This window comes from Methylobacterium sp. Leaf125, assembly GCF_001423085.1.
GTDB lineage: Bacteria > Pseudomonadota > Alphaproteobacteria > Rhizobiales > Beijerinckiaceae > Methylobacterium.
In genome coordinates this window covers 95,287-121,262 of sequence record NZ_LMNU01000012.1, presented here as the reverse complement: position 1 = coordinate 121,262, position 25,976 = coordinate 95,287, and the positions used below count along the sequence as shown (strand labels likewise).

At 69.4% G+C, this 25,976-nt stretch carries 26 protein-coding genes and 1 pseudogene; 14 read left to right on the top strand and 13 right to left on the bottom strand.

Translation table 11 applies throughout. From position 1 onward, the window contains the following. Positions 1-35 precede the first annotated feature (35 nt). Positions 36-389 carry a hypothetical protein gene (locus ASF58_RS11805; RefSeq protein WP_055952018.1) on the top strand — a complete coding sequence of 118 codons (354 nt, stop codon included), beginning with the start codon at positions 36-38 and terminating at the stop codon, positions 387-389. A gap of 109 nt (positions 390-498) precedes the next feature. Continuing rightward, a complete protein-coding gene (gene lysA, locus ASF58_RS11800) occupies positions 499-1,776 on the top strand; it encodes a diaminopimelate decarboxylase (RefSeq protein ID WP_055952015.1) in 1,278 nt (425 codons plus the stop codon). Between the two features lie 3 nt (positions 1,777-1,779). On the opposite strand, the gene ASF58_RS11795 is transcribed toward lysA, so the two are convergent. Beyond that, positions 1,780-2,295, bottom strand: a complete 516-nt coding sequence (locus ASF58_RS11795) for a DUF533 domain-containing protein (RefSeq protein WP_055952012.1) — start codon at positions 2,293-2,295, stop codon at positions 1,780-1,782. A gap of 198 nt (positions 2,296-2,493) precedes the next feature. Here ASF58_RS11795 and ASF58_RS11790 point away from each other — a divergent pair, with 198 nt between their 5' ends. The 8 genes from ASF58_RS11790 to ASF58_RS11755 all read left to right on the top strand — a co-directional run bounded on the left by ASF58_RS11790 (position 2,494) and on the right by ASF58_RS11755 (position 11,327). After that, the gene (locus ASF58_RS11790) at positions 2,494-5,145 is read left to right on the top strand and encodes a TIGR02302 family protein (RefSeq protein ID WP_055952009.1); all 2,652 of its coding nucleotides are present in this window, start codon (positions 2,494-2,496) and stop codon (positions 5,143-5,145) included. Positions 5,146-5,238: 93 nt separating this feature from the next. Beyond that, positions 5,239-5,424, top strand: coding sequence for a twin transmembrane helix small protein (locus ASF58_RS11785; RefSeq protein ID WP_055953661.1), 186 nt, complete (start codon positions 5,239-5,241; stop codon positions 5,422-5,424). A gap of 10 nt (positions 5,425-5,434) precedes the next feature. Continuing rightward, entirely contained in the window at positions 5,435-6,727 is a 1,293-nt protein-coding gene (locus ASF58_RS11780) for an MFS transporter (RefSeq protein ID WP_055952007.1), read from the top strand. Between the two features lie 141 nt (positions 6,728-6,868). Further along, positions 6,869-7,483, top strand: a complete 615-nt coding sequence (locus ASF58_RS11775) for an acyloxyacyl hydrolase (RefSeq protein ID WP_055952005.1) — start codon at positions 6,869-6,871, stop codon at positions 7,481-7,483. 163 nt (positions 7,484-7,646) lie between these two features. After that, positions 7,647-8,219, top strand: coding sequence for a cob(I)yrinic acid a,c-diamide adenosyltransferase (locus ASF58_RS11770; RefSeq protein WP_055952003.1), 573 nt, complete (start codon positions 7,647-7,649; stop codon positions 8,217-8,219). A gap of 240 nt (positions 8,220-8,459) precedes the next feature. Continuing rightward, positions 8,460-9,209, top strand: a complete 750-nt coding sequence (locus ASF58_RS11765) for an electron transfer flavoprotein subunit beta/FixA family protein (RefSeq protein ID WP_055952002.1) — start codon at positions 8,460-8,462, stop codon at positions 9,207-9,209. Positions 9,210-9,310: 101 nt separating this feature from the next. Continuing rightward, on the top strand, positions 9,311-10,258 hold the full coding sequence (locus ASF58_RS11760) for an FAD-binding protein (protein ID WP_055952001.1): 948 nt from the start codon (positions 9,311-9,313) through the stop codon (positions 10,256-10,258). A 187-nt stretch (positions 10,259-10,445) separates the two neighbouring features. Further along, positions 10,446-11,327: a 3-hydroxybutyryl-CoA dehydrogenase gene (locus tag ASF58_RS11755; protein WP_055953659.1), complete on the top strand. Its 882-nt coding sequence runs from the start codon at positions 10,446-10,448 to the stop codon at positions 11,325-11,327. Between the two features lie 26 nt (positions 11,328-11,353). Here ASF58_RS11755 and ASF58_RS11750 read toward each other — a convergent pair whose 3' ends face one another. The 5 genes from ASF58_RS11750 to ASF58_RS11730 form a co-directional block, all read right to left on the bottom strand. Further along, positions 11,354-11,656 carry a hypothetical protein gene (locus tag ASF58_RS11750; RefSeq protein ID WP_055951998.1) on the bottom strand — a complete coding sequence of 101 codons (303 nt, stop codon included), beginning with the start codon at positions 11,654-11,656 and terminating at the stop codon, positions 11,354-11,356. A 131-nt stretch (positions 11,657-11,787) separates the two neighbouring features. After that, on the bottom strand, positions 11,788-12,798 hold the full coding sequence (locus ASF58_RS11745; RefSeq protein ID WP_055951995.1) for an NAD(P)H-quinone oxidoreductase: 1,011 nt from the start codon (positions 12,796-12,798) through the stop codon (positions 11,788-11,790). A gap of 76 nt (positions 12,799-12,874) precedes the next feature. Beyond that, entirely contained in the window at positions 12,875-13,516 is a 642-nt protein-coding gene (upp, locus tag ASF58_RS11740; RefSeq protein ID WP_055951992.1) for a uracil phosphoribosyltransferase, read from the bottom strand. Between the two features lie 206 nt (positions 13,517-13,722). Beyond that, complete coding sequence (locus ASF58_RS11735) at positions 13,723-14,175, bottom strand: DUF2852 domain-containing protein (protein WP_055951988.1); 453 nt, start codon at positions 14,173-14,175, stop codon at positions 13,723-13,725. 78 nt (positions 14,176-14,253) lie between these two features. Further along, on the bottom strand, positions 14,254-14,901 hold the full coding sequence (locus ASF58_RS11730) for a TetR/AcrR family transcriptional regulator (RefSeq protein WP_055951985.1): 648 nt from the start codon (positions 14,899-14,901) through the stop codon (positions 14,254-14,256). Between the two features lie 252 nt (positions 14,902-15,153). Here ASF58_RS11730 and ASF58_RS11725 point away from each other — a divergent pair, with 252 nt between their 5' ends. Continuing rightward, on the top strand, positions 15,154-16,248 hold the full coding sequence (locus tag ASF58_RS11725; protein WP_055953656.1) for a helix-turn-helix transcriptional regulator: 1,095 nt from the start codon (positions 15,154-15,156) through the stop codon (positions 16,246-16,248). A gap of 8 nt (positions 16,249-16,256) precedes the next feature. Here the strand turns inward: ASF58_RS11725 and ASF58_RS25780 are convergent, their stop codons facing one another. Together ASF58_RS25780 and ASF58_RS11720 are read right to left on the bottom strand one after the other, a co-directional pair. Continuing rightward, positions 16,257-16,418 (bottom strand): hypothetical protein, encoded by a 162-nt coding sequence (locus ASF58_RS25780; protein WP_156375639.1) that lies wholly within the window; start codon positions 16,416-16,418, stop codon positions 16,257-16,259. Between the two features lie 370 nt (positions 16,419-16,788). Next, positions 16,789-18,201 (bottom strand): annotated as a pseudogene (locus ASF58_RS11720) (IS1182 family transposase). 143 nt (positions 18,202-18,344) lie between these two features. Between ASF58_RS11720 and ASF58_RS24925 the strand changes: the two are divergent. Beyond that, positions 18,345-18,803, top strand: a complete 459-nt coding sequence (locus ASF58_RS24925; protein ID WP_082513008.1) for an NUDIX domain-containing protein — start codon at positions 18,345-18,347, stop codon at positions 18,801-18,803. A 308-nt stretch (positions 18,804-19,111) separates the two neighbouring features. On the opposite strand, the gene ASF58_RS11715 is transcribed toward ASF58_RS24925, so the two are convergent. From ASF58_RS11715 to ASF58_RS11705, 3 genes are read right to left on the bottom strand one after another with little or no spacing between them, the layout of a single operon-like run. Further along, complete coding sequence (locus ASF58_RS11715) at positions 19,112-19,303, bottom strand: DUF1192 domain-containing protein (RefSeq protein WP_055951982.1); 192 nt, start codon at positions 19,301-19,303, stop codon at positions 19,112-19,114. Between the two features lie 18 nt (positions 19,304-19,321). Further along, a complete protein-coding gene (locus tag ASF58_RS11710) occupies positions 19,322-20,542 on the bottom strand; it encodes a phosphopentomutase (RefSeq protein WP_055951979.1) in 1,221 nt (406 codons plus the stop codon). A gap of 11 nt (positions 20,543-20,553) precedes the next feature. Then, positions 20,554-22,182 (bottom strand): ABC transporter ATP-binding protein, encoded by a 1,629-nt coding sequence (locus tag ASF58_RS11705; RefSeq protein WP_055951977.1) that lies wholly within the window; start codon positions 22,180-22,182, stop codon positions 20,554-20,556. Between the two features lie 171 nt (positions 22,183-22,353). Here ASF58_RS11705 and ASF58_RS11700 point away from each other — a divergent pair, with 171 nt between their 5' ends. Together ASF58_RS11700 and ASF58_RS11695 are read left to right on the top strand one after the other, a co-directional pair. Further along, positions 22,354-23,289 carry a lytic transglycosylase domain-containing protein gene (locus tag ASF58_RS11700; RefSeq protein WP_244477330.1) on the top strand — a complete coding sequence of 312 codons (936 nt, stop codon included), beginning with the start codon at positions 22,354-22,356 and terminating at the stop codon, positions 23,287-23,289. 111 nt (positions 23,290-23,400) lie between these two features. Beyond that, positions 23,401-24,309, top strand: a complete 909-nt coding sequence (locus ASF58_RS11695) for an alpha/beta hydrolase (RefSeq protein WP_055951974.1) — start codon at positions 23,401-23,403, stop codon at positions 24,307-24,309. Positions 24,310-24,313: 4 nt separating this feature from the next. On the opposite strand, the gene ASF58_RS11690 is transcribed toward ASF58_RS11695, so the two are convergent. Beyond that, complete coding sequence (locus ASF58_RS11690; RefSeq protein WP_244477293.1) at positions 24,314-25,468, bottom strand: endo-1,4-beta-xylanase; 1,155 nt, start codon at positions 25,466-25,468, stop codon at positions 24,314-24,316. After that, positions 25,465-25,887: an acyl-CoA thioesterase gene (locus tag ASF58_RS11685; protein ID WP_055951970.1), complete on the bottom strand. Its 423-nt coding sequence runs from the start codon at positions 25,885-25,887 to the stop codon at positions 25,465-25,467. Before ASF58_RS11685 ends, ASF58_RS11690 begins: the two co-directional genes overlap by 4 nt. Positions 25,888-25,976 lie beyond the last annotated feature (89 nt).

Sequence of the window (25,976 nt, the reverse complement as noted above, 5' to 3'; positions counted from 1 at the left end):
GCTGCCCGCCATCGCGTTACGGATCGCAAGCGTTGATGTTCTTCCCTGCCCGCCCCCTGTCGACGATCGCCGCGATCGGCCTGATCGCGCTGTCCGCTTCGGCCTGTGGCCGGCGTGGCGCCCTCGAGCCGCCGCCCGGCACGGCCGCGGCGCGCTCGGTGGCGCGCCCCGGTCTGCCCGGCGTCGCGAGTCCGCGGGCGCTGCCCCAGAGCGTCGGCCTCGGCGGCGGCGCGGCGACCCCTGAGCCGGACGCGGTCCGGGCCGGGGATGAACTCGACACCCTGGCGGTGCCGGGCTCGGGTGCCGAGGCGCCGGTGAAGACCACCCGCGGCGCCAAGCGCGGCTACGTCGTGCCCAAGGAGCCTTTCCTGCTCGATCCGCTGCTGTAGAAGCGGGTCACCACAGCCCTCTCCCCGGCCTCGTGCGGGAAGGCGCGCCCGCCCGGACGCGCCGCGCGCGGGCCCGAAATCCCCGGGCGGGATGCCCGCAGGCAGGCCGATGCACCACTTCCACTATCGCGACGGTCGTCTCCAGGCCGAGGATGTCGACCTGACTGCGCTCGCCGAGACGGTGGGAACGCCGTTCTACTGCTACGCGACGGCCACGCTGGAGCGCCACTACGAGGTCTTCGCCAAGGCTTTCGGCGAGGACGACGCCCTCGTGTGCTTTGCCATGAAGGCGAACTCGAACCAGGCGGTGCTGGCCACGCTGGCCCGCCTCGGCGCCGGCATGGATATCGTCTCCGAGGGTGAGTTGCGCCGGGCGCTGGCGGCGGGCGTCGATCCGCAGCGCATCGTCTTCTCGGGCGTCGGCAAGACGCAGGCGGAGATGGCGGCGGCGCTGAAGGCCGGCATCTTCTGCTTCAACGTCGAGAGCGAGCCGGAGCTGGCACAACTGTCCGCCGTAGCGACCAGCCTCGGGCTGACGGCGCCGATCTCCATCCGGGTCAATCCGGACGTCGATGCCGGCACGCATGCGAAGATCTCGACCGGCAAGTCCGAGAACAAGTTCGGGATCCCGATCGGCCGGGCCCGGGCCGTCTACGCCCAGGCGGCAACGCTGCCGGGCCTCGCGATCTCCGGCGTCGACATGCATATCGGCAGCCAGATCACCGATCTGGCCCCCTTCGACCACGCCGCCGGCCTCCTGGCCGGCTTGGCCCGCGACCTCATGGCGGAGGGGCATCCGCTCCACCACATCGATTTCGGCGGCGGCCTCGGCATCCCCTACCGCGACGACAACGCGCCGCCGCCGGAGCCGGCGGCCCTGTCGGCGATCCTGCGCCCGCACTTCGCGCCGCTCGGCCTGCGTCCGGTCTTCGAGATCGGCCGGATGATCGCTGGCAACGCCGGCATCCTGGTGACCCGCGTGATCTACGTGAAGCGCACCGAGGGCCGGACCTTCGTCATCGTCGATGCGGCGATGAACGACCTGATCCGCCCGACCCTGTACGACGCCTACCATGGCCTGCGGCCCGTGAAGGAACCCACGACCGAGACGCCGCGCCTCGTCGCCGACGTGGTCGGGCCGGTCTGCGAGAGCGGCGACTACATCGCGCTCGCCCGGGAGATGCCGGAGGTCGCCCCGGGCGACCTCATCGCGGTGATGAGCGCCGGCGCCTACGGCGCTGTCCAGGCGGGGACCTACAATTCCCGCCTCCTCGTGCCGGAGGTGCTGGTGCGCGGCGGCGAGGCCGCCATCGTGCGTCCGCGCCAGAGCTACGAGGACCTGATCGCCCTCGACCGGATGCCCGACTGGCTCAGCCCGCAGGGCTGACCCTCAAGCGGCGAGTTCGCCCTCGATGCGCGCGACCGCCTCGCCCGGAACGTCCAGGGCCTCGGCGAGACGCTTGAGGAACTCGCGCTCCTGCAGCGTGTCCGCCAGGACGGAGAGCCGCACCGCGGAGTAGATCCGCGTCGCCTGCTCGGGCGTGTTCACCGCATCCGTGATGGTGTCGAGATCGACCGGATCGCCGATCTCCGCCTCCAGCCAGGCCGCGCCGTCCTTGGCGAGGCCGGAGGCCTGAACCGCAGCGTCGAGGCGTTGGCGCTCGTCCTTGTCGATCATCCCATCGGCCAGGGTCGCGGCCACCATGGCGCGCAGCATGAGCCGGGCTTCGTCCTCGTTCACGACGGGCGCGGCGGGCGCCGGGGCGCTCTCGGGCGTGATGGGCCCGCGCAGGGCCCGGGCGGCGAGGCCCGCCACCAGGGCGAGGCCGCCGAGGGCTGCACCGGCGGCGAGCGGGCCGCGGCGCGTGCGCACGAGGGCATCGACGAGGGGCTTCACATCGACCATGGCGGACTTCCTTCCAACGCGCTGAACGTGAGGCTGCAACACGCGAGGGACGCGGCGGGTTCAGATCATGGACCGGACGTCGCCGGACCGGAGAGGGATTCGGGCCTGGGATGATTTGACCCCGTCGCCTGGCGCCCGCACCATGCTAGCCTTGCGGGGAAGCGCGACGCCGATGCGACGCGCGAGGAGCCAGACACGATGGGCGAGGCCGACCCGGCGACCTCCACGAGCAACGGGCCAGAGCGGGGCACCGGCGGTGCTGTGCTGAGCCGGCGGCTCGACCGACTGGTCGCCCGCTCGCAGGCGGCCGGCCTCTGGGAGCGCGCCTGGCCGATCCTGTGGCGCGGCCTCGGGCTGATCCTGGCGTTCCTCGCCCTGTCCTGGCTCGGGCTCTGGCTCGACCTGCCGCCGCTCGGCCGCGTCGCCGGCCTCCTGCTCTTCGCCCTGGCGCTGGTCGCGGCGCTCCTGCCGCTGGCCCGCCTGCGGCGCGACACCCGGCGCGAGGCCCTGGCGCGGATCGATCGCGCGGCCGCCGCCAAGGGCGGGACGCTGTCCCACAATCCCGCCTCCTCCATCGAGGATACCCTCGCGGTCGGCACCGCCGACCCGGCGACGCGGGCGCTCTGGGCGCTGCATCAGGCCCGCGCGGCCGAAGCCGTGGCCGGGCTGAAGCCCCCGCCGCCCCGGCCCGCCATGGCGCGGCGCGATCCCTTCGCGCTGCGGGCCGGGCTGATCGTCGCGGCCGTGGCCAGCCTGTTCGTGGCCGGCGCGGAATGGCGTTCCCGCATCCTCGGCGCCTTCGACTGGCAGGCGCCGCCCCCGCCCGGTCCGACCTTCCGGGTCGACGGCTGGATCGATCCGCCCCTCTACACCCGGCTGCCGCCCCTGGTCGTCACGATGAACGGCGAGCAGCAGCGCCTGCGCGCGCCCGTCAACGCGACCCTGATCGTTCGGATCGCCGGCCAGGGCGACGCCGTCCTGACGCCGAATGCCGGCCTGAAAGCCCTGCCCGGCAAGCCGCCCCATGCGGACCTGCGCGAGGACCGGTTCCAGCTGACCGGCGGCGTCGCCGACCTGACCGTGACGGCGGGCGGCACGACGCAGCATCTCCTGGTCGAGACCATCCCCGACACCGCGCCCGAGGTGGAGCGCATCGGCGCCCTCGAGGTGAATGCCCGCGGGACCTTCAACCTGACCTACCGCGCCAAGGACGATTACGGCATCGCGTCGGCCGAGGGTGTGGTGGAGCCCCTGGCCCATTCCCGCGCGCTGGTGCCGCCCCCGCGGGTCTCCCTGGCCCTGCCGGCGGATGCCACCGGCGAGCACGACACCAAGACCCTGGTCGACCTCACCGACAATCCGTGGTCCGGAGCCCGGGTGCGCTTGACCCTGGTGGTGAAGGACGAAGCTGGGCAGGAGGGACGTACCGCCACCGCCGAGGTGACGCTGCCGGCGCGGGTCTTCACCCAGCCGCTGGCGCGCGCCCTGGCCGAGGAACGCCGGCGCCTGATCACCGCGCCCGACGACAGCCGCGGCCGGGTGCAGACCGCCCTCGACGCGCTCCTCATCGCGCCCGACACCTTCACGCCGCAGGCCAGCATCTTCCTCGGGCTCAAGGCCGCCTCGCGGCGCCTGAAGGCCGCGCGGAGCGACGGGGCGCTGATGGAGGTCGCCGACCTCCTCTGGGAGATGGCGCTGAAGATCGAGGACGGCGATCTCTCGGATGCCGAGAAGAGCCTTCGCTCCGCCCAGGACAACCTCAAGCAGGCGATCGAGCGCAATGCGCCGGACGAGGAGATCAAGAAGCTGACGGAGGACCTGAAACAGGCCCTCGACAAGTTCATGAAGGGCATGGCCGAGCGCCAGCGCAAGGACGGGAAGCCCCAGGCCGAGAAGAGCCCGCCGAACGCGAACGCCAAGACGGTGACGCCGGACGACCTCAACAAGATGCTGAACGACATGGCCGAGGCCATGAAGCGCGGTGACACGGCCGAGGCCCAGCGCCTCCTCGACCAGCTCCGCGAGATCCTCGAGAATCTCCAGACCGCAGAGCCCGGCGGCAAGTCCGATCCCAACAGTCGCGAGATGAGCAAGCAGGCCGATGAGCTCGACAAGCTCTCCCGCGAGCAGCAGGACCTGCGCGACGAGACCTTCAAGGACGGGCAGGACAAGCGCGGCCAGCAGGGCCAGGGTCCGCGCGGCCAGCGCCCGCAGCGCAGTCAGCCCGGCCAGCAGGGCGACGGCCAGAAAGGCCAACCGGGACAACAGGGCCAGGGCCAGCAAGGACAAGGGCAGCAGGGCAAGGGTGAGCAGGGTCAGAAGGGCGAGGGCCAGAAGGGCGGCGCCGGCCAGCGCCAGCAGGCCCTCCGCGAGCGCTTGGAGAACCTGCAGCGCGGCATGAAGGACCTCGGCATGCAGGGCGAGGAAGGCCTGTCGGACGCCGAGGAGGCGATGCGCGAGGCCGAGGGAGCTCTCGGCCAGGGCAAGGACGGCGAGGCGGTCGACGCCCAGGGCCGGGCCCTGGACGGCCTCAAGCGGGGCGCCGAAGGCATGCAGAAGCAGATGCAGGAAATGGCCGAGGGCGAGGGTGAGGGCGAAGGAAAAGGCGAGGGCGAGGGCGGCGAGAAGCCGAGCCAGCAGGGCCAAGCCGGCAACCGAGACGACGATCCCCTGGGCCGCCCGACCAAGGGCCGCGACATGACCAACGGCAATGCCCGGGTGCCGACGGCCGACGAATCCGCCGTGCAGCGCACCCGACGCATCATGGAGGAGCTGCGGCGCAAGCTCGGCGACCCGAGCCGCCCGCGCGAGGAGCTCGACTACTTCGAGCGCCTCCTGCGCCGCAACTGACGCACCGACCTGCCCCCCTGGGCTCCTCCACCGGAGGAGCCCATATGAGGGGTGACGATTTCCGACCCGACAGCCACGAGACCTGACGCCGTGATCTCCTCCAACTCTCTCGTGCTCCTCGCCTGCGTCGCGGTGGCGGTGGTCCTGTTCCTGGGCCTGTTCAACATGATGCGCGGGGGCAGCGCCAACCTCTCGCAGAAGCTCATGCGCCTGCGCGTGCTGCTGCAGTTCGTGGCGATCATCTTCATCATGGGCGTGGTCTGGTGGCGCTCGGCCTGATCCCGGGCCGATGGGCGCCGCTGCGTTCCTGAAGTCGGTCCTCGACCGGCGCATCGCCGCGATGCTGGGGCTCGGCTTCAGCTCCGGGATTCCCTTCCTCCTCGTCTACGTCACGCAATCGGCGTGGCTGTCCGAGGCCAAGGTGCCCATCGGCATCCTTGGACTGATGAGCGAGCTGACCCTCGCGTATAAATTCAAGTTTCTCTGGGCGCCCTTCCTCGACCGCTACGACGCGCCCCTGATCAGCCGCCTGGTCGGCCGGCGCCGAGGCTGGATCATCGTTTCGCAGCTTGGCGTGATGCTGGCGCTCGCCGGCGTCGCCTTCGGCGATCCCGGGCACTGGCTCGCCTGGACCATCGCGTTCTCCCTCGCGCTCGGCTTCGCCGGGGCGACCCAGGACGTGGTCATCGACGGCTGGCGCATCACCGTGGCGCCGGCGGAGCGCCAGGCGCTGATGTCGTCATGGGCCGAGATCGGCTGGCGCATCGGGACGCTCGTGGCCGGAGCCGGCGCGCTCTACCTCGCCGATGCCTACGGCTGGCGGGCGGCCTACCTCTGCATGGTGGTCGCGATGGCACCGGGGGTGATCGCCGCCCTCCTCGCGCCGGAGCCGGATTCAGACCGGACCGCGTCCCACGACCATCCCGGCTTCGTCGAGACCATCGTGGCACCGATCCGGGACCTGGTCCGCCGCCTCGGGCCCCTGGCGATCCCGATCCTGCTCCTGGTGGCCGGCTTCCGCATGCCCGGCTACGTCGCCAGCGCCATGGCGATGCCGCTGTTCAAGAGCCTACATTACTCGAACACCGACATCGCCACGGTGACGAAGCTGTTCGGCTTCGGCGTCGCCCTCGCGGGTACCGTCCTGGCCGGTTACGTGGTCCCGCGGATCGGCATGATGGCGAGCCTGCTCGCCGGCACGGTGTTCGGTTCGGCCTCGCATCTCAGCCTCGCCTACCTGGCACTGCACGGCGGAGACGGCGGAAACGCCTTCTGGACCTTCGCCATCGCGGTGAGCATCGACAGCTTCGCCTACGCGATCGCCTCGATCGTGCTGATCACCTTCATGTCGACCCTCGTGGCCACCGAGCACGCGGCGAGCCAGTACGCCCTCCTGACCTCCCTCTGCGCCCTCCCCGGCAGCCTGCTGGCGGGGGCGTCCGGATTCGTGATCGAGTCGACCGGCTTCGCCTGGTTCTTCGTGGCGACCGCGCTCATCGGCGTGCCGGTCGCGTTCCTGGCCTGGTATGTCTGGCATCGGCAGGGCGACACCGGTGCGATGACGCCCGCGCCGGCAGCCTGAGCGGCTTCAAGGGGGCGGGTGCGGCCGGCAAGTGTGGCCAGGAGGTCTCACCGCACAGCTATCGCTGTCGCGAGGCCTCCGACGCCTGCCGATGCCGCGAGCGGCCTGCTAGACATGCCCGGTCAAACCGGAACCATCTCGATGCAGTCCACCTCGCTTCGCCTTGCTGCCGCCGCCGTCGTGCTCGCCACGGCCATGCCGGTCCAGGCCGCCGACTTCCCGTCCGCGCCGCCGGCCGCCTATGTCAGCCCGGTGAAGCCCCTGAGCATCGTCTCCGAGGTCCGCATCGGCGGCGCCGTGCAGGATCCCGGCAGCGCCGAGCACAACACCAGCAACATCAACGGCGAAATTCTCTTCTCCAAGCCGTTGGTGAGCGTCGATCCCTTCTGGCAGGCCTTCGTGCCCCGGGCCACCGTCGGCGGCAGCTACAACTTCGGCGGCCGCACCAGCTACGCCTATATCGGCGCGACCTGGACCGTGGACCTCTTCCCGCAGACCCTGAACAACATCGTCTTCCTCGAGGGCTTCTTCGGCGCCGGCGCCCATAACGGCTACACCGGGCCGAAGCCGACGGCGCCGGCCGGGTTCAACACGCTGGGCTGCAATCCGCTGTTCCGCGAGGCGGCCGCCCTCGGCTTCCGGCTCACCGAGCACTGGAGCGTCATGGCCACCGTCGAGCACATGTCGAATGCGGGCCTCTGCGCGAACAACCGCGGCCTGACCAATTTCGGCGGCAAGCTCGGCTACACCTTCTGAGTTCGCTGCGCTCGCCTTTCGTGTGAGCTTCGAGGGCCGGTTCCGCCGATGCGGGGCCGGCCCTTCGCGTTCCGATTCCGCGACTCCCAGCGGCGGCAAACTGCGCTAGGTTCCCGCTCCTGCCGGCGCGTCTTGCCGGCCCCGCTCAGGATCGGACGCCATCGTGGTCACCCTCAACCGCATCTACACCCGCACCGGCGACAAGGGATCGACCGCCCTGGCGAGCGGCGAACGGCGCTCCAAGGCGGATCTGCGGATCGAGACCTACGGCACCGTCGACGAGACCAACGCGTGCATCGGACTCGTGCGGCTGCATGCGGATTCGCGCCTCGACGCGATGCTGGGCGCGATTCAGAACGACCTGTTCGACCTCGGCGCCGACCTCGCGACCCCGGAAAGCGCCGAACCGCCGAAATACGAGCCGCTGCGGATCGTCGCCGCGCAGGTGCAGCGGGTCGAGCGCGACATCGACGCGCTGAACGCCGACCTTTCGCCCTTGAAGTCCTTCGTGCTGCCCGGGGGCTCGCCGGCCTCGGCCGCCCTCCACCTCGCCCGCACGATCTGTCGGCGGGCCGAGCGGCTGGCCGTGGCCCTGGCTGCCACCGAGGGCGAGATCGTCTCGCCCGAGGCACTCCAGTACCTCAACCGGCTGTCCGATTTCCTGTTCGTGGCGAGCCGGACCGCCAATGCGAACGGCGCCGACGACGTGCTCTGGGTACCGGGTCAAAACCGCTGAGGCACAGGCATTCGGAATACCAGCGGGCGGCGAACCCGAGCCCACGCGGCCGGCCATCGGTCCGCGAAGACCCCCGCCCGGACAGGCGGCTGCAGGGCGCGTTGACAAGGCGGAAATGAGGCCGTTACGGTCCGCCGCCTCAATGACCAGGGTTCTGGAGTTCCGGGTGTCCCGGAGTTCCTTTGCGCGCCGCGCCGGCCTGGTCGAAAAATATTATCCGCGCGGAGGATTGTGAACGCCATGAAGGTTCTGGTGCCCGTCAAGCGGGTCGTCGACTACAACGTCAAGATCCGGGTCAAGGCCGACGGTTCGGGCGTGGACCTCGCCAACGTCAAGATGTCGATGAATCCCTTCGACGAGATTGCCGTCGAGGAAGCGATTCGCCTGAAGGAGAAGGGCAAGGTCAGCGAGATCGTCGCCGTCTCCATCGGTCCGCAGCAGGCGCAGGAGACCCTTCGCACCGCCCTCGCCATGGGCGCCGACCGGGCGATCCTGGTGAAGACCGACGGCGTGGTCGAGCCGCTGGCGGTGGCCAAGATCCTGAAGGCCCTGGTCGAGAAGGAGGCCCCCGGCCTCGTCATCCTCGGCAAGCAGGCCATCGACGACGATTCGAATCAGACCGGCCAGATGCTGGCGGCCCTCCTCGACTGGCCCCAGGGCACCTTCGCCTTCAAGCTGGAGTTCGGCGAAGGCTCGATCGACGTCACGCGCGAGATCGACGGCGGCCTCCAGACCGTGACCCTGACCCTGCCGGCCATCGTCACCACGGACCTGCGTCTCAACGAGCCGCGCTACGCCTCGCTGCCCAACATCATGAAGGCCAAGAAGAAGCCCCTCGAGGAGCTGGCCCCCGATGCGCTCGGCGTCGACGTGACCCCGCGGGTCACCGTGCTCAAGACCGTCGAGCCCGCCGGGCGCAAGGCCGGCATCAAGGTCGGATCCCCGGCCGAGCTCGTGCAGAAGCTGAAGGGCGAGGCCGGGGTCCTCTGAGACGCCGCCCAGCCGATGGCTTCAAGAGCCCGCCGCGTCGACGCGGCGGGTGAGACGGGGTCCGGGACCCTCCTGCTGATCGATTTCGAGGTTCGCACACCATGGCCACCCTACTCCTCATCGAGCACGACAACGGCGCGGTCCGCGACGCGAGCCTGAAGGCGCTGACGGCCGCCGTCGCCCTGGGCGGATCCGTGCACGCCCTCGTGGCGGGTGCCGGCAGCCGCCCCGCCGCCGAGGCCGCGGCCAAGCTCGACGGCGTCGAGAAGGTGCTGCTGGCCGAGGACGCGGCCTACGATCACCTCCTCGCCGAGCCGACTGCCGCGCTCGTCGTCTCCCTGGCAGAGCCCTACGACAACCTCGTCGCAGCGGCCTCCACCACCGGCAAGAACGTGCTGCCGCGGGTGGCCGCCCTCCTCGACGTCGCCCAGATCTCGGACATCATCAGCGTGGTCTCGCCCGACACCTTCGAGCGCCCGATCTACGCCGGCAACGCGATCCAAACCGTGCAGGCCGGTGCGGGCAAGAAGGTGATCACCGTCCGCATGGCGGCCTTCAAGCCGGCCGGCGAGGGTGGCGCCGCCGCGGCGATCGAGCCGGTGCAGACGGCCGCCTCTTCCGGCAAATCGAGCTTCAAGGGCGAGGAGATCGCCAAGTCCGACCGTCCCGAGCTGGCCGCCGCCAAGATCATCGTCTCCGGCGGCCGGTCGCTCGGCTCCTCGGACAAGTTCAAGGAGCTGATCGAGCCCCTGGCGGACATGCTCGGCGCTGCCGTGGGCGCCTCACGCGCCGCCGTCGATGCGGGCTATGCCCCCAATGACTGGCAGGTCGGCCAGACCGGCAAGGTCGTGGCGCCGGACCTCTACGTCGCCGTCGGCATCTCGGGCGCGATCCAGCACCTCGCCGGCATGAAGGACTCGAAGGTCATCGTCGCCATCAATAAGGACGAGGACGCGCCGATCTTCCAGGTGGCGGATTACGGCCTCGTGGGCGACCTGTTCCAGATCGTCCCCGAGCTGCAGTCCGAGATTGCCAAGGCGAAGAGCTGAGACCGAGCGGTCACGGCCGGCCGGTGCGCGTCGCGCGGATCGGCCGACCGGTACGGATGGCCTCCCGGCGTGGAAATGCTCTAGGACGCTGCGACCGCGAAACGTTATAAGCGAGGCGGGCGCCCCCGGCGGCCGGGCGGGGCCCGGATCGCAACGGCGGGACGCTCCAGGGGTGCGAGTGCAGACGATGGGCATCGATATCAGGACGGTCGGCATCATCGGCGCCGGACAGATGGGCAGCGGCATCGCACATGTCTGTGCGATGGCGGGGCTCGACGTCCGCCTGAACGACCGCGACCCGGCCCGCATTCACAACGGCCTCGCGACCGTCGACGGCAATCTCGCGCGGCAGGTGGCCAAGGGCACCATCGCGGACGATCAGCGCCGCAGCGCGGTGTCCCGGATCGTGGCGGCGGAGAGCTTCGACGACCTCGCGCCCTGCGACCTCGTCATCGAGGCGGCCACCGAAGACGAATCGACCAAGCGCCAGATCTTCAGCACGCTGTGCGCCTCGCTGAAGCCCGACGCGCTGATCGCCACCAACACCTCGTCAATCTCGATCACGCGCCTCGCCGCCTCGACGGACCGACCGGAGCGCTTCATCGGCATCCACTTCATGAATCCCGTGCCGGTGATGCAGCTCGTCGAGCTCATCCGCGGCATCGCCACGGAAGATCCGACCTACGAATCGGCCAAGGCCTTCATCGCCAAGCTCGGCAAGACCTCGACGATGTCGGAGGATTTTCCGGCCTTCATCGTCAACCGCATCCTGCTGCCGATGATCAACGAGGCGATCTACACGCTCTACGAGGGTGTCGGTTCGGTGGAGTCGATCGATACGGCGATGCGCCTCGGCGCGAACCACCCCATGGGTCCGCTGCAGCTCGCCGACTTCATCGGCCTCGATACCTGCCTGTCGGTGATGCAGGTGCTCTACGAGGGGCTGGCCGATTCCAAGTACCGGCCCTGTCCGCTGCTCGTAAAATACGTCGAGGCCGGCTGGCTCGGACGCAAGTCCAAGCGCGGGTTCTACGATTATCGCGGCGAGACGCCCGTGCCGACCCGCTGAGGCGGACCGGCACGGGCGATCCGCTGTTACTGCTTGTTGCCGTTCGCGGCCGGCTGGGCCGGGCTCGGATAGGCCGGGTTCGCGGCCGGCACCGAACCGGTGTTCGACGACGAGGTGGCGTTGGACGACCCCTTCACGGAGCCCGTCACCTCCTGGCGGGAGGCGTCCTGGCTCTGGCTGGCATAGTCCTTCGGCGAATTCGCGCCCTGCCAAGTCATCAGGCCGGTGATGGCGATCGCGAGCAGCACGAGGCTGGCCACGAGAACGTAGAGCACCGGCTTGCCGCGATTGCCCTGCCGGGCTTCCTGACCGTGTAGTTTCTCTGCCATGCGATCCTCGCTTGAACGGTCCTGAAGACCGATGTTTCGACCCGAGCACCGATCCCCATGGATTCGGCTCGTGATTCCTGCTCGGGTCTGAAACGCGAGGGTCGAGAGCGGAGTTCCCGCCGAGGTTCGGCCTAGCGGCCGGTGACCAGCATGATCTTGCCGAGATGGGCGCTCGACTCCATCAATTCGTGCGCCTGACGGGCCTCTTCCAACGGGAAGGTGGCATGGATGATCGGGCGGATCGTCCCGGCCTCCAGCAGCGGCCAGACATCCCGGGCCAGGCCTTCGGCGATCGCCGCCTTCTCGGCCTTCGGACGCGCCCGAAGCGTCGCGCCGGTGAAGGTCAGGCGCTTCATCATGATCGGGGTCATGCTGAAGGCATCGACCTTGTAGCCCTGCATGAAGGCGATCTGCACGAGGCGCCCCTCGATCGCCAGGGCCGAAAGGTTCTTGGCGAGGTAAGGCGCCCCGACCATGTCGAGGATGACGTCGACGCCGTTTCCGTCGGTAAGCCGCTTCACCTCCTCGGCGAAGTCGGCTTCGCGGTAGTTGATCGCCGCCTCGGCGCCCAGGTCGCGGCAGAAGGCGCACTTCTCGGCCGAACCGGCGGTGGCGAAGACCCGCGCGCCGTGATGCTTAGCGATCTGGATCGCGGTCGAGCCGATGCCGCTCGATCCGCCATGGACGAGGAAGGACTCGCCGGGCTTGAGGCGCCCACGCTCGATCACGGTGCTGTAGACGGTGAAGTAGTTCTCCGGCAGGCCGCCGGCCTCGATCAGAGAAAGCGACGACGGCTTCGGCAGGCACTGGCCGATCTCGGCCACGGCGAACTCGGCATAGCCGCCGCTGATCACCAGGGCACAGACCGCGTCGCCGATCGCGACGCCGGAGACGCCCTCACCCAGGGCGACGATCCGGCCGGCGACCTCGAGGCCGGGGATCTCGGTGGCCCCCTTCGGCGGCGGGTACTTGCCCTCGCGCTGCTGGATGTCCGGCCGGTTGATCCCGGCGGCGACCACTTCGATGAGCACCTGACCGGGTCCGGGCTGCGGCAGCGGCACCGTCTCCAGGGCCAGCACGTCCGGCCCGCCGGCGCCCTTGAAGCGGATCTGTCGCATGGTCTCGGGCAGGCTGGCTGTCATCGGGGTCTCCTCCTGGAAGCCCCGTCATGTGCCGCCCGGACGGTGCTTGGCAAGGTCGCGCCGCCTGGGCGCTGCCTCAGCGGGTGCCGTACATCCGGTCGCCGGCATCGCCGAGGCCCGGGACGATATAGCCGTGGTCGTTGAGATGGCTGTCGATGGCCGCGGTCCAGACCGGCACGTCCGGGTGGGCGGCCTGGAGCCGGGCGATGCCCTCCGGGGCGGCGAGCAGGCAGACGAAGCGCAGGTCCTGCGCGCCGCGCTGCTTCAGCAGGTTGATCGCCGCCACCGCCGAGTTCGCGGTCGCCAGCATCGGGTCGAGCACCAGGACCGTGCGATCGACCAGGTCCGAGGGCGCCTTGAAGTAGTATTCCACCGCTTCCAGGGTCTCGGGATCACGGTAGAGCCCGACATGCGCCACGCGGGCGGACGGCACCAGGGACAGCATGCCGTCGAGGAAGCCGACACCGGCGCGCAGGATCGGCGCCAGGACCAGCTTCTTGCCGGCGATCTGCGGCGCCTCCATCGACTGGATCGGCGTCTCGATCGTCACGGTTTCCAGCGGCAGGTCGCGGGTGACCTCGTAGGCCAGCAGCATGCCGATCTCGTTGAGGATCTGGCGGAAGCCCTTGGTCGAGCGTTCGCGCTGGCGCAGCAGGGTCAGCTTGTGCTGGACGAGGGGGTGGTCGACCACCCGGACGGTCGCGGCGGCTGCCTGCATCGCTGGAACTCCATGGGGCCGGGGTCTGCTGCCAAATTCCTGGGCCGAGGTCTGATCGACGGCGCGGGGGAGACCCAGGCAAGACCGAGACCGGTTTTCTAGAGCATCGCAGCAGTCCGAGCGAGGGCCATGGCGGGGGCCGCTTCCACGAAAAAGGGGCTCCCGGCCTGCGCCGGAAGCCCCGATGGTCAGGTGAAGACCGCCGCTCAGACCGAGCGGGTCGTGTCCGCGCTGCGGCGCTTCTGCATGAAAGCGTCGAACTGCTCGCGGTCCTTGGCCCGCTTCAGCTCCTCGACGAACTCGGCGAAGGCGCGGCTCTCCTCCTGGAGGGCACGGCGCTGGGCGTCGAGCCGCTCGATCTCGCTGCGACGGTAGGCGTCGAAGGCGAGGTTGCCGGTGTTGCCGCCATTGGCCGCCTCGAACGCCGCGGCGAAGCGCGAGCGGGTGGCTCCCGCGTTCCACGAGAGGCCGCGGCCGGCGAGGCCCCGCAACTCGCTGAGCGCAGGATAGCCCGCGACCTTCCAGGCGATGTAAGCGGCGGCCAGGGGCCACCAATAGACGAAGGCGACGACGATGGCGCCGATTTCCAGGGATCGCTTGGGGAAGGGGCCGCTACGGCAGACCTTCCCGGTGGTGAAGGGAGAGGAAGAGAAGCTCACGGCTCACGGCTCCAATGTAAATGTGAACGACATTCACTTGCGGATGGACGTGCACGCTTTCAAGGGGCGCCCATCCGGTCAGGGCTGTTCGCGCGTCCGCCCGCCCGACGCGGCGCCGTGGACGAGAGCCAGCACGCCGGCGCGCAGCAGCTCGTACTTGTCCGGCATGCCGGCGGATTTCGGCAGGTGCCCGGACGCGGACAGGGTCGCGAGGCCGTGCGCCAGCGCCCAGACCTCGAGCGCGATAAACCGGGGCGCGACACCGCCGAACCCCTCCGGGAAGGTCGCCTGGAGGGCTTCCACGAGCAGGTCGAACGGGCTCGGGCGCGCGCTCGGCACCGCGTTCGGCACGGCGGCGGCGAGGCCGCGGGTCTCGAAGATCGCCGCGTAGTAGCCGGGCTCCTCCTCGGCGAAGGCCAGGTAGGCCTCGCCCATCCGGGTGAACCGCTCCAGCGGCGTGCCCTTCGCGGTCAGGGCGCGGGCGAGCCGCTCGGCCAAGTCGGCAAACCCTCGTCCCGCCACCTCTTCGAGCAGCGCCTCCCGCCCGCGGAAATGGCGGTAGAGCGCCGCCGGCGTGACGCCGACGAGGCGGGCCGCATCCACCAGCGTGAAGCCGCCGATGCCGCGCTCGGCGATGAAGCGGCGCGCAGCCTCGATCAGCGCCTCCTTGAGGTTGCCGTGGTGGTAGCTTCGCCGGTCACCCGGTCCTTCGCGCCAATGCCGCACGCCACACTCCCCGCCCCCGCTCCGACTCGACATGACCGGTCGTGTCGGCTGAAGGTTCCCCGTCTCCCTTTCCCCTAACACGAAGGGATCGGCTGACGAGACCTCCCCGACGCCACACCGACGAAATCACGTCGGGTGCCCCGTATCCAGCGGGCAGATCACGGGAATTTGCCACAAATACCCTTGGCGAGCGGGAAACTTTGGCTGTATGGTCTTTACGAAATAGACACCCTGGGATGTGGGTCATTGGCCGTGCGGGAGTCCTCGGGACAGGGTGAATTCGAAACCCTGACGGACCTCATCTACGAGGCTGCGATCCTCCCCGAACTCTGGCCTGCGGTCCTGGATCAGCTCGCCGACATCGCCGGGGCCCAGGGAACGGTCCTGATCGCGGCCGACCTCGAATCCCATCGCTGGATCAACAGCGAGTCCCTCGATCAGGTCATGGCCGATTTCGCCGCCGGGGGCTGGAGCAGCGCCGGCCAGCGCACGGCGAAGCTCCTCGGCGCCCGGCATGCGGGCTTCGTCCGCGAGAAGGACGTCTACACCCAGGCCGAACTGGAGCAGGACGTCCTGATCCAGCAATTCCTGCGTCCGCGCGGTCTGGGCTGGGGTGCGGCCACGGCCTGCCCGCTCACCACCGGCGATACGCTGATCTTCAGCATCGAGCGTCGCTACAAGGATGGCCCGGTCCCGCAGTCCGCGACGGCGATCCTCGACTCCCTGCGGCCGCATCTCGGTCGCGCGGCCCTGGTCTCGGCCCGCTTGAAGCTGGAGCGGGCGCGCGCTGCGGTGGGGGCCCTGGAGGTCATGGGCCTCCCGGCGGCCGTGGTTTCGCCCGATGGGCGCCTGCAGGAACGCAATGCGGGCTTCGCCGGCCTGGTGCCGCGCGTGGTGCGCGATCAGCGTGAGCGGGCCACCCTTGCCCATCCGGGCGCGGATGCCCTGATGGCGGACGTGCTCGCCGGACAGCGGGCCCAGGCGGCGCGCTCGATCCCGATCCCGGCCGACGACGACCATCCCGCCATGGTGCTCCACCTGCTGCCCATGCGCGGTCAGGCCCAGGACGTCTTCGGTGGCGGTACCATGCTGATGGTGGCGGCCCCCGTCCTGCCGCGTCCCGTGCCGGGCACCGAACTGCTGTCGGGACTGTTCGACCTCACGGCCGCCGAGGCACGGATCGCGCGGGGCATCGCGGACGGCGCGACCATCTCGATCCTCGCCGTTCAGCAGAGCGTGCGGCCGGAAACTATTCGCAGTCAGGTCAAGGCGATCTTCGCCAAGACAGGCGTCACCCGTCAGGTCGATCTGGCCCGGCTGATCTCGGGCTTCAGCCTGATCCGCTGACCGCGGCGTCAGCGGGCGTCCCGGCCCGCGCCCGCCCGGTTCGCCGCGAGCGCGCGGAACAGGATGACGTTCGAAAGATCGTACTCGACGGTGATTTCAGCTCTCTGCGCGGGCGGCGCGACACTCTCGGACACGGAGCCGGGCGCCGGATTAATGAGGCACGCGATCATGCGATCACTCGTACCCCGACGCACGTGCCGGGCAAGTCGCCGGCGCATCCATGGCGCCATCGTCCATCTATCAAGCATGACCGCCCTCGCTTTTTTGTGTTGCGACATTCAAGCGCGGGGTTGGAAGACCTTCATCCCCCATTTGGGGGAGAGCGGAAATTCCTTCGTTGAAAATGTAACTTCGGAGCAATTCCTTCGCGCGCGGCCTAAGTGTTTCTGAGGCTCATCTTGCGCCAGAGAGCGCCTTGATTCCGCTCACCACAATTGGCTTTTTGGGATGACCGGTTCCCACCGAGGCCGTGTGAGAACGCTAGATCCCTCAGGTTAAAGGCGAATGTCCTGAGAGCGTCGCAGAGCGGAGCGGTGGCCTTCAGGCCCGGATGGCCGCCATCAGCGGAGCGACCCCGAAGATCTGGATCATCCGCTTCATGTTGTAGGCCCGAACCTGCAGGCTCATCTCGGTTCTGACCTTCGCCAAGGTCCGGGTCAGGAAGTGGGTCGCTCCCATCCAGGCCTTTAGCGTGCCGAACGGGTTCTCGACGGTCTGGCGACGGATCTTCATCGCGTCGGGCATCCGGTCGAGCCGCGCCTGCATCGCGTCGAGGACGTCCTCGTGCACCCAGCGTTTGACACGCCGCGTCTGCGCCGGCGTGCAGCGGGGCTTGAGCGCGCAATCGCGACAGGCCATCAGGTTGCGGTGGTGGTCCATCTCCTCGCCATCGGCCTGGCGATCGGACCGGGCGAGCCCCTTGGTCAGGTGCTGGCCGGCGGGACAGGTGTAGTGATCCTGTTCGGCGTCGTAGACGAAGTCCTGTCCCGTGAAGAGGCCGCGCTTGGCATGGCCCGAGGTCAGGATCTTTGGCACGCAGGGCAGCACCCCGGTGCCTTCGCAGGCCAGCACCTGTTCCCCGTTGAGGTAGCCCCGGTCGGCCAGCACCGTGAGCGTGGCGCTTCCCGTCGCCGCCTGCGCCAGAAGACCCATCGGCGCGAGTTGCACCCGGTCGCTCCCGACGTTGGTCACGGCGTGGGCCACGATCAGGTGGTGCTCGGCATCGACTGCGGCCTGGACGTTGTAGCCGACCATGCCGGTGCCCTTGCCGCTGGTCGCCATGGAGCGCGCGTCGGGATCGGTCAGTGAGACCTGGCGATCGGGCGCAGCCTCGACCTGCCGGCCTCTCGCTTCGAGAACCTGCATCTGCTCGCGCAGGTCCGCGATCTTCTCCCTGAGCCGCGTCGTGCGCGCCTCGGCGATGTCGCTCGGCGCGCGGTCGGCCCGGTCCAGCGCCGCGAGGTAACAGCCGATGCTCGTCTCGACCTGCGCCAGCCGAGCTTCGACCTTGGCGGCGGTGAAGTTCTTGTCGCGGTTGTTGACGGCCTTGAACTTGCTGCCGTCGATCGCGACGACGGCCTTGCTGAACAGGTCCAGCCGGCGGCACAGCACCACGCATTACGCGCAGGCGGCCTGGATCGCCGGGCCATTGTCTCTACGGAAGTCGGCCAGCGTCTTGAAGTCGGGCATCAGCCGACCGGTCAGCCAGATCAACTCGATGTTGCGCTGGCTCTCGCGTTCGAGCCGCCGGCTCGACGGAACGCGGTTGAGGTAGCCGTAGAGATAGATCTTGAGCAACGTCGCCGGATGGTAGGCGGGACGGCCCGTGGCCTCCGGCACGGCGCCTGCAAAGCCGAGCGTTGTCAGGTCGAACTCATCGACGAACAACTCGACGAGGCGAACCGGATTGTCGGCGGTGATATAGTCGTCCAGGCAATCGGGAAGCAGCGTGATCTGCTAACGGTTCTCACTTGCGATGAAGCGCTTCATCCCGACCTCCAAGATCGGGATTTACCCTATCAGATCAGCACGTTTTCACACAGCCTTCACCTCTAACGGACCTTGTCCGGTCGCTGGTCGCGTGGCAGAACGCAAGCATGTCGGAAGTTATTCGCCAACGTCGCTCTGCCCGTGCAATCCTTCTGGATAGTACTGATAACGTTCTTCTAATCCGATTTGAAGTTCAGCGAACCTCGGGACCATTTACCTTCTGGGCTACCCCTGGAGGTAGCGTTGAGGACGGCGAGACGGACGCTGAAGCTGCACAGCGAGAGCTGATTGAAGAGCTTCATCTTGAAGTTGCGTTGGAAGGACCCATTCATGTCGTGGCGTCTCAGTTTGAGCATGAGAGTGCTTTTGTCGATAACACGGATATTTTTTTCCTGGGAAAATGCGAACGATCTGCGCCAAGACTTGATGCCTTGACTGATTCTGAGCGAACAGCAATGCGAGAAATTAGGTGGTGGTCTGTAGCAGATATCGAGAACGCGGCTGAACTAATCTTTCCGGAAGACCTCGCCAGCTTAATTAAGGCGGCAACTTCCCAATCATCATAGCAGTAGGGACACCCGGTAACTTTCCACTCCAAGTGACCTGCCCCGGTCACTTGCGTCCGTTCGGTTAGGCTGACTGGAAGCAGACGCTCCGAAGGTCCGACAAGGGTCCAGGCTGTGTGAAAATGCAGCCTCGGGCAGAGAGGCTAGAATAGGCTTCTACGCAACGCCTACTCAGACTCATGGAAGGCGGTCCACGAGCCGGAGACGGTGGGTCTGTGGTGCTGCCGGAGCCGCTCGGAAGAAGATATTTCCACAGTCGGCAATGACCTCAGCCTTTCTACACAGCCTCCACCCATCCCCGACAAACTCTAGAGCCGGAAGAGGGAATCCGCCCGCTCCAGCGCCGCCTTCTTGGCATGGCGCGCGGCTTCCAGGCGCTCCATCTCGGACCGCAGCAGCTGGATCCGCTCATCGAGATCCTCGACCGACAGCGTGTCCAACGGCTCCCCGACCCGGTGCGCGATGGCCTGTCGGATGGCTCGGTCGTCCTCGTCCCGCATGATGATCCCCCTTGTCCGTCAGTTCCAGCTCGTTCCCGCATCGAGGCGTGCGACTCCGAGATGCCGTGCGAGGGTCGCGCCCAGATCGGCGAAGGTTTCGCGTCGACCGATCGATCCCGGCGTGATGCCGGGGCCGAAGGCCAGCACGGGAACCTGTTCCCGGGTGTGCTCGGTTCCGCCCCAGGTCGGATCGTTGCCGTGGTCCGCGGTGATGATGCAGAGGTCGCCGGGACGCAGGACGGCGTGGATTTCGGGCAGCCGGGCGTCGAAGCGCTCGAGTTCGGCGGCGTAACCGGGCACGTCCCGGCGGTGGCCGTACTCGGTGTCGAAATCGACGAGGTTGAGGAAGACGAGGCCGCCCTCCGGCAACGCCGAGAAGGCTGTCAGCGCGGCGTCAAGGCAGGCGGCGTTGCTGCCGGGCTTGATCTCCTGCCCGGTCGCCCGATGGGCGAAGATGTCGCCGATCTTGCCGACGCTGACGACGCTCCGTCCCGAGGCCTGGAGCACGTCCAGGAGCGTCCGGCCGGGCGGTTCGACCGCGTAGTCCTTGCGGTTGGCGGTGCGCCGGAATCCCCCCTGCGCGCCGCCGACGAAGGGGCGGGCGATGACGCGGCCGACCCGATAGGCGTCGCAGAGGTCGCGGGCGATCCGGCAGGTGGCGTAGAGCCGCTCCAACCCGAAACTTTCCTCGTGTGCCGCGATCTGGAACACGCTGTCGGCGGAGGTGTAGCAGATGGGCATGCCGGTCCGGACGTGCTCGGCGCCGAGGCCGTCGATGATCGCCACCCCGGCGGCATGGCAGTTGCCGAGGATGCCGGGCAGGCCGGCTTGCGCGATCAGCGCCTCCGTCAACGCGGCCGGGAAGGTCGGGACCGCGACGGGGAAGTAGCCCCAGGGCTCGCGGACCGGCACGCCGGTAATCTCCCAATGACCCGAGGGCGTGTCCTTGCCGGCGGCCACCTCCACCGCGTGGCCGTAGGCGCCCGTCGGGTCGCTCACCGCCTCGAGGCCCGGCGGCACCGCGCCGGTGGCGCCCTGCGCTGCCAGGCCGAGGCCGAGGCGGGTCAGGTTCGGGAGCGCCAGGGGGCCGTGCCGCAGGCCCGCCCGGTCGCCGCGCCCCTCGGCGCAGGCGCGGGCGATGTGACCGAGGGTGTCGGACCCGGCATCGCCGTAGCGATCGGCATCCGGCGCGCCGCCGATGCCGACGGAATCCAGGACGATGAGGAAGGCGCGCGGCATGCCCGTCCCCTTCAGGCCGGAATCGGATCGGCGACGGTGTCGCTCTGGAGATCGAAGGCGGCGGCGAACAGCGCCTGGGTGTAGGCGGTCTTCGGCGCGGCGAAGATGTCCTCGGCCGGCCCCTCCTCGACGACCTGGCCGTTCTGCATCACCAGCACGTAGTTCGCCAGAGCTCGCACCACCTTCAGGTCGTGGCTGATGAACAGGTAGGCGAGCCCACGCTCGCGCTGGAGGTCGCGCAGGAGGGTGACGATCTGGGCCTGGACAGAGCGGTCGAGGGCCGAGGTCGGCTCGTCCAGCACGACGAATTTCGGCTTGAGCACGATGGCGCGCGCGATCGCGATGCGCTGCCGCTGCCCGCCGGAGAATTCGTGCGGGTACCGGTTCATGGTCGCCGGATCGAGCCCGACATCGCCGAGCGCCTTGGCGACCACCGCCTGCCGCTCGGCCCGCGTCCTCACCGCCCCCTGGACCACCAAACCCTCGGCGACGATGTCCGCCACCGTCATTCGCGGCGAGAGCGAGCCGTAGGGGTCCTGGAAGACCACCTGCATGTCACGCCGGATCGGACGCATGGCGGCGGGCGGCAGGCCGGCGATGGAGCGACCGAGGAACACGATCGGGCCCTCGCAGCCGGTGAGGCGCAGGAGCGCCAGGCCGAGCGTGGTCTTGCCCGAACCGGATTCGCCGACGACCCCGACGGTTTCCCCGGCCCGGACCCGAAGCGACACCCCGTCCACCGCCTTCACGTGGCTGGTGGTCCGGCGCAGCAGGCCTTCGCGGATCGGAAACCAGACCTTGAGCGGGCCGGCCTCCAGCAGGGGGGCGGCGTCGGCCGGCACCGGGTTGGCCCGGCCCTTCGGCTCCGAGGCGAGGAGACGGCGGGTGTAGTCGTGCTGCGGCCGGGCGAAGATCTCGGCGACCGGGCCGGCCTCGACCACGCGACCGGCAAGCATCACGCAGACGTTGTCGGCGATGCGCTGCACGATGCCGAGGTCGTGGGTGATGAACAGCATCGCCATGCCGAGGCGCTTCTGCAGGTCGGCCAGCAAGGTGAGGATCTGGGCCTGCACCGTGACGTCGAGGGCGGTGGTCGGCTCGTCGGCCACCAGCAGGTCCGGCTCGCAGGCGAGCGCCATGGCGATCATCACGCGCTGGCGCTGTCCGCCCGAGAGCTCGTGCGGATAGGCGTTGAGGCGCCGTTCGGCGTCGCGCAGCCCGACGAGTTCGAGCAGTTCGAGGATGCGGGCGCGCGCCTTGCGGCCGGAGAGGCCGCGATGCACCTCCAGCACCTCGCCGATCTGCCGCTGGATCGCGTGGAGCGGGTTCAGGGAGGTCATCGGCTCCTGAAATACCATGGTGATGTCGGCGCCACGGATGCCACGGAGCCGCTTCTCTGGCAGGGTCAGCAGGTCCTCGCCCTTGAACAGGATGCGGCCACCCGGATGGGTGGCACTGCCGTCGAGGAGTCGCAGGATCGAGAGAGCGGTCACCGACTTGCCCGAGCCGGATTCCCCGACGAGGGCCAGCGTCTCGCCGGCCGTGATGGTGAAGCTCACGCGGTCCACGGCGCGGGTCTCGCGCTCCCGCAAGCGGAAGGCGACCGACAGGTCCTGAACGTCGAGGAGCGTTTCGGGCATCGAGGCCTGTTCTGCAGCGGGGCGGAGGTCGCAACCCTGAGCGTTATAGCGTGGGCCTGCTGGATCGGCGAACGCGGATGCGACGCGGTCGGGGGCGTTTGTAATTGATCGTCGGCGCACACGCTCTACAACCCGACCGTGATCTCGCTCTTTCGCCGTTTCTCCGCCGCCCTGCTCGCGCTCCTCCTAGTCGGCGCCTTCACCTCAGGATCGGCCCGCGCGGCCGCCGAGGGCGCGACCGAGACGGTCGAGCAGGCCCTCTGCCGTCTGATCGAGGGCTCGGCGAAGGCCCGCGGCCTGCCGGTGCCGTTCCTGACGCGCCTGATCTGGCGGGAGAGCGCCTTTCGCGTCACCGCCGTGAGCCCCGTGGGCGCACAGGGCGTCGCGCAGTTCATGCCGGGTACGGCGCGGGAGCGCGGCCTGACCGATCCGTTCGACCCCGAGCAGGCGATCCCGCACGCGGCCCACCTGCTCGCCGACCTCAACCGGCAATTCGGCAATCTCGGGCTGGCAGCGGCGGCCTACAATGGCGGGCCGGGCCGGGTCTCCGCCTGGCTCGCCGGCACCGGGGGTCTGCCGACCGAGACCCGGAACTACGTCCTGGCGATCACCGGCTCGCCCGCGGAGGCCTGGCGCCCCGGCGCGGCGATCGAGATGCCGGAGGGCGACGCGCCGTCGGCCAAGGCGGGTTCGACCAAGAACCCGGAGTCCAAGGACGCCGAAGCGAAGACTTCCGAGGGCCAGGCCGTGGAGCCAAAGGTGGAATCCGAGTCCAGCTGCCTCAAGGTGACGGCGGCCCTGCGCATTCCGTCGCGCGGCGACCGGTTCGCCCTCGGCGGAAACGAGGGACCGGCAGCGCCCTGGGGTATCCAGCTCGCCGGAAACTTCTCGAAATCCTTGGCACTGCAGAGCTTCGCGCGGACACGGAAGCTCTACACAAGCGTAATCGGCGATGTTCGTCCGATGATCATCGGCACCCGCCTGCGCAGCCGCGGCACCCGCGCCTTCTACCGCATCCGCATCCCGGCCCAGAGCCGCGAGGCCGCCGATGGCCTGTGCGGGCGTATCCGCCAGGTCGGCGGCGCCTGCCTCGTCCTCAGAACCTGATCGGAACGCGGTCGGACTTGCGACTCCGCATCGCGCCGAGAATCGAATGCGCGCCATGAATCCGCCGCGCCAGCCCTGTCACAGGGGGTTCGCCCCCCAACAGAGAGATGCATGACCCGGGTTCTCGCCGTCCTTGCCAGCCTCGCCGGACTCGCGCTCGTTGCGCTCGGCATCACGGCCTGCTCCCCCCTCGCCTTCTTCGACGCGATCGGTCCCCGCGACCAGGGCGGGCGACTCAGCCTCAAGGACGCCGCGTTCGGCAGCCATCCGCGCCAGCGCCTCGACGTCTTCACGCCCGTGGCCGGCTCGGCCGGCGCCCCCGTGCTGGTGTTCTTCTATGGCGGTTCCTGGAAGAACGGCGCGAAGGAGGATTACGCCTTCGTCGGACAGGCCCTCGCGGCGCAGGGATTCGTGACGGTGCTGCCGGATTACCGGCTCTACCCGGAGGTCCGCTTCCCGGACTTGCTCGACGACGGAGCGCAGGCCCTGGCCTGGGTCGAGCAGAACATCGCAGCCTATGGCGGCGACCCGAGCCGAATCGTCCTCGCCGGGCACTCGGCCGGCGCCTACAATGCCGTGATGCTCGGGCTCAACCCGACCTATCTGCGTCGGGCCGGCGTCGATCCGCGGGTGATCCGGGCGGTGGCCGGCCTGTCCGGCCCCTACGACTTCCTGCCCCTCGATGCCGGCACCGCCACGGAACTGTTCGGGGAGGCCCCCGACAAGGCGGCGACCCAGCCCATCACCTTCGCGGGCACGCACTCACCGCCGGCCTTCCTCGCCTCGGGCGACGGCGACACCACCGTGCGCCCCTCCAACACCCGCAGCCTCGCCGCGCGCCTGCGCACCGCCCGCGTGCCGGTGCAGGAGCGGATCTATGCCGGCCTCGACCATGCCGACACCCTGCTGGCGCTCTCCGTGACCTTCCGCTCCAAGGCTCCCGTGCTTGCCGAGATGGCGGCCTTCCTGCGCCAGCAGGCCGGCGAGCGGCCGCAGCAGGCGCGGATGGTTCCCCGCTAGGGGCTCACGCGCCGCGCAGGGCGTCCCGCGCCTTGCGATGGTCCGGTGCATCGACGAAGGCCCGGTGCATCGCCGACCACAGTGGTGTGCGCGCCAAGTGCTCGTCCAGCGGCAGGGCGCGCTGAACCAAACCGTCGGCGCGCCGGCGCTCGGGATTGGTGTTGAGCCAGGTGTTCCGGTTGGTGATGTCCCAGCTGAGCACGTTGAGCACGGCCGGCTCGTCCAGCACCACGTCGAGGAAGCAGCGCGCGAGGTCGGACACCGCCCGGTCGCGGGCGCCGAGGTCGGCGGGATAGGTCCGGTCGTTGACGTCGAATTCCGTGACCTCGATGGCGAGCCCGAGGGCGGCGACCTCCTTCAGGAAGCGGCGGAGCTTGTCCTGGTTCAGCGGGTGCTTGGCGTAGAGGTGCCCCTGCAGGCCGAGCCGGCGGATCGGCACGCCCCGGCGGCGCATTCCCTCCAGGGTCCGCAGCACCATCGTACGGCGCTGGTCGATCCAGTCCGCGTCGAGCTCGAGGTCGTTCTCGTTCCAGACCCCGGCCGCGTCCGGCGCGACCGCGTGCTGGATGCGGAAGGCGAGATCGACGTAGCCGGGGCCCAGGCCCGCGAGCCACGGGGTGCGCCGCAGCCCGTCCGCACGACCGTCCTGCGGTCCGCAGATCTCGTTGACGACGTCCCAGGCCTCGATTCGGCTCCGGTACCGCCCCGCCATGGCGCCGATCCAGCGGCGCAGGAAGGCTTCGCCTTCCCCGGCGGCGAGCCGGGCCTCGATCCAGGCCGGCAGGCCCTCGTGCCAGACCAGGGTGTGGCCGCGCAGGCGCTGGCGGTTTCCCTCCGCGAAGGCCACGACCTCGTCCGCGTAGGTGAAATCGAGGGCTTCCGGTGCACGCCAGGCATAGGTCAGCTTCATCGCGTTCTCGGACACGAGGAGGCCGGCCTCCCGCGCCAGGGCCCGCCCGTAGGCGGGGTCCTGGCGCAGGGTCACGCCGTTCACCGCCGAGCCATAGGCGACCCCCTTGCGCGCGGCCGCGGCCTGGAGGCTGTCGGCCGACCAGGACGGCGCTGCCGCGAAGCCCGGCGCTGCACCGAGGCCGTGATCCCCGGCGAGGCAGAGAGCGCCGCCGAGCATGGCCCGGCGTGAGGGACCCGGACGGATCACGCCCCGGCGGTCTCGATCTCCGCCGGGATCACCCGGGGCCGGCGGTCCGGTCCGATCGCCACGAAGGTGAAGAGCCCCTCGGTGACCTTCATGGTCTCCTCGCCCTCGCGCTCCCGGCGCCAGACCTCGACCTGGATGCCCATGGAGGTGCGCCCGACGCGCACGATCCAGGCGTAGATGCTCACCTCGTCTCCGACGATGACGGGCCGGTGGAAGGTCATGGCCTCCACCGAGATCGTGGCGCAGCGCCCCCGGGAGCGCCGGGCGGCGATGTTGCCGGCCGCGAGGTCCATCTGGCCCATCAGCCATCCGCCGAAGATGTCGCCGGCCGGGTTGGTGTCGGCGGGCATCGCGATGGTGCGGACCACGGGTGGGCCGCGGTCATCGGGCTGGCGCGGTGCCGGGGTGTCGGTCGTCATGAGGAGCACGGTCTCTGGTTGCACGGGGCGAACACACGCAAGCCGTGCGCCGACCGCGCCCTCATGTCACATCGGCCATGGGGCGGCCA

Bases quoted from the DNA above. Each gene is read 5' to 3' on its own strand.
- ASF58_RS11780 (WP_055952007.1), top strand. From the start codon at position 5,435: ATGGGCGCCGCTGCGTTCCTGAAGTCGGTCCTCGACCGGCGCATCGCC.
- ASF58_RS11805 (WP_055952018.1), top strand. From the start codon at position 36: ATGTTCTTCCCTGCCCGCCCCCTGTCGACGATCGCCGCGATCGGCCTG.
- ASF58_RS11795 (WP_055952012.1), bottom strand. From the start codon at position 2,295: ATGGTCGATGTGAAGCCCCTCGTCGATGCCCTCGTGCGCACGCGCCGC.
- ASF58_RS11775 (WP_055952005.1), top strand. From the start codon at position 6,869: ATGCAGTCCACCTCGCTTCGCCTTGCTGCCGCCGCCGTCGTGCTCGCC.
- ASF58_RS11715 (WP_055951982.1), bottom strand. From the start codon at position 19,303: ATGCGGGACGAGGACGACCGAGCCATCCGACAGGCCATCGCGCACCGG.
- ASF58_RS11710 (WP_055951979.1), bottom strand. From the start codon at position 20,542: ATGCCGCGCGCCTTCCTCATCGTCCTGGATTCCGTCGGCATCGGCGGC.
- ASF58_RS24925 (WP_082513008.1), top strand. From the start codon at position 18,345: ATGTCGGAAGTTATTCGCCAACGTCGCTCTGCCCGTGCAATCCTTCTG.
- ASF58_RS25780 (WP_156375639.1), bottom strand. From the start codon at position 16,418: ATGATCGCGTGCCTCATTAATCCGGCGCCCGGCTCCGTGTCCGAGAGT.
- upp (WP_055951992.1), bottom strand. From the start codon at position 13,516: ATGCAGGCAGCCGCCGCGACCGTCCGGGTGGTCGACCACCCCCTCGTC.
- ASF58_RS11760 (WP_055952001.1), top strand. From the start codon at position 9,311: ATGGCCACCCTACTCCTCATCGAGCACGACAACGGCGCGGTCCGCGAC.
- ASF58_RS11765 (WP_055952002.1), top strand. From the start codon at position 8,460: ATGAAGGTTCTGGTGCCCGTCAAGCGGGTCGTCGACTACAACGTCAAG.
- ASF58_RS11685 (WP_055951970.1), bottom strand. From the start codon at position 25,887: ATGACGACCGACACCCCGGCACCGCGCCAGCCCGATGACCGCGGCCCA.
- ASF58_RS11705 (WP_055951977.1), bottom strand. From the start codon at position 22,182: ATGCCCGAAACGCTCCTCGACGTTCAGGACCTGTCGGTCGCCTTCCGC.
- ASF58_RS11745 (WP_055951995.1), bottom strand. From the start codon at position 12,798: ATGACAGCCAGCCTGCCCGAGACCATGCGACAGATCCGCTTCAAGGGC.
- lysA (WP_055952015.1), top strand. From the start codon at position 499: ATGCACCACTTCCACTATCGCGACGGTCGTCTCCAGGCCGAGGATGTC.
- ASF58_RS11755 (WP_055953659.1), top strand. From the start codon at position 10,446: ATGGGCATCGATATCAGGACGGTCGGCATCATCGGCGCCGGACAGATG.
- ASF58_RS11790 (WP_055952009.1), top strand. From the start codon at position 2,494: ATGGGCGAGGCCGACCCGGCGACCTCCACGAGCAACGGGCCAGAGCGG.
- ASF58_RS11695 (WP_055951974.1), top strand. From the start codon at position 23,401: ATGACCCGGGTTCTCGCCGTCCTTGCCAGCCTCGCCGGACTCGCGCTC.
- ASF58_RS11750 (WP_055951998.1), bottom strand. From the start codon at position 11,656: ATGGCAGAGAAACTACACGGTCAGGAAGCCCGGCAGGGCAATCGCGGC.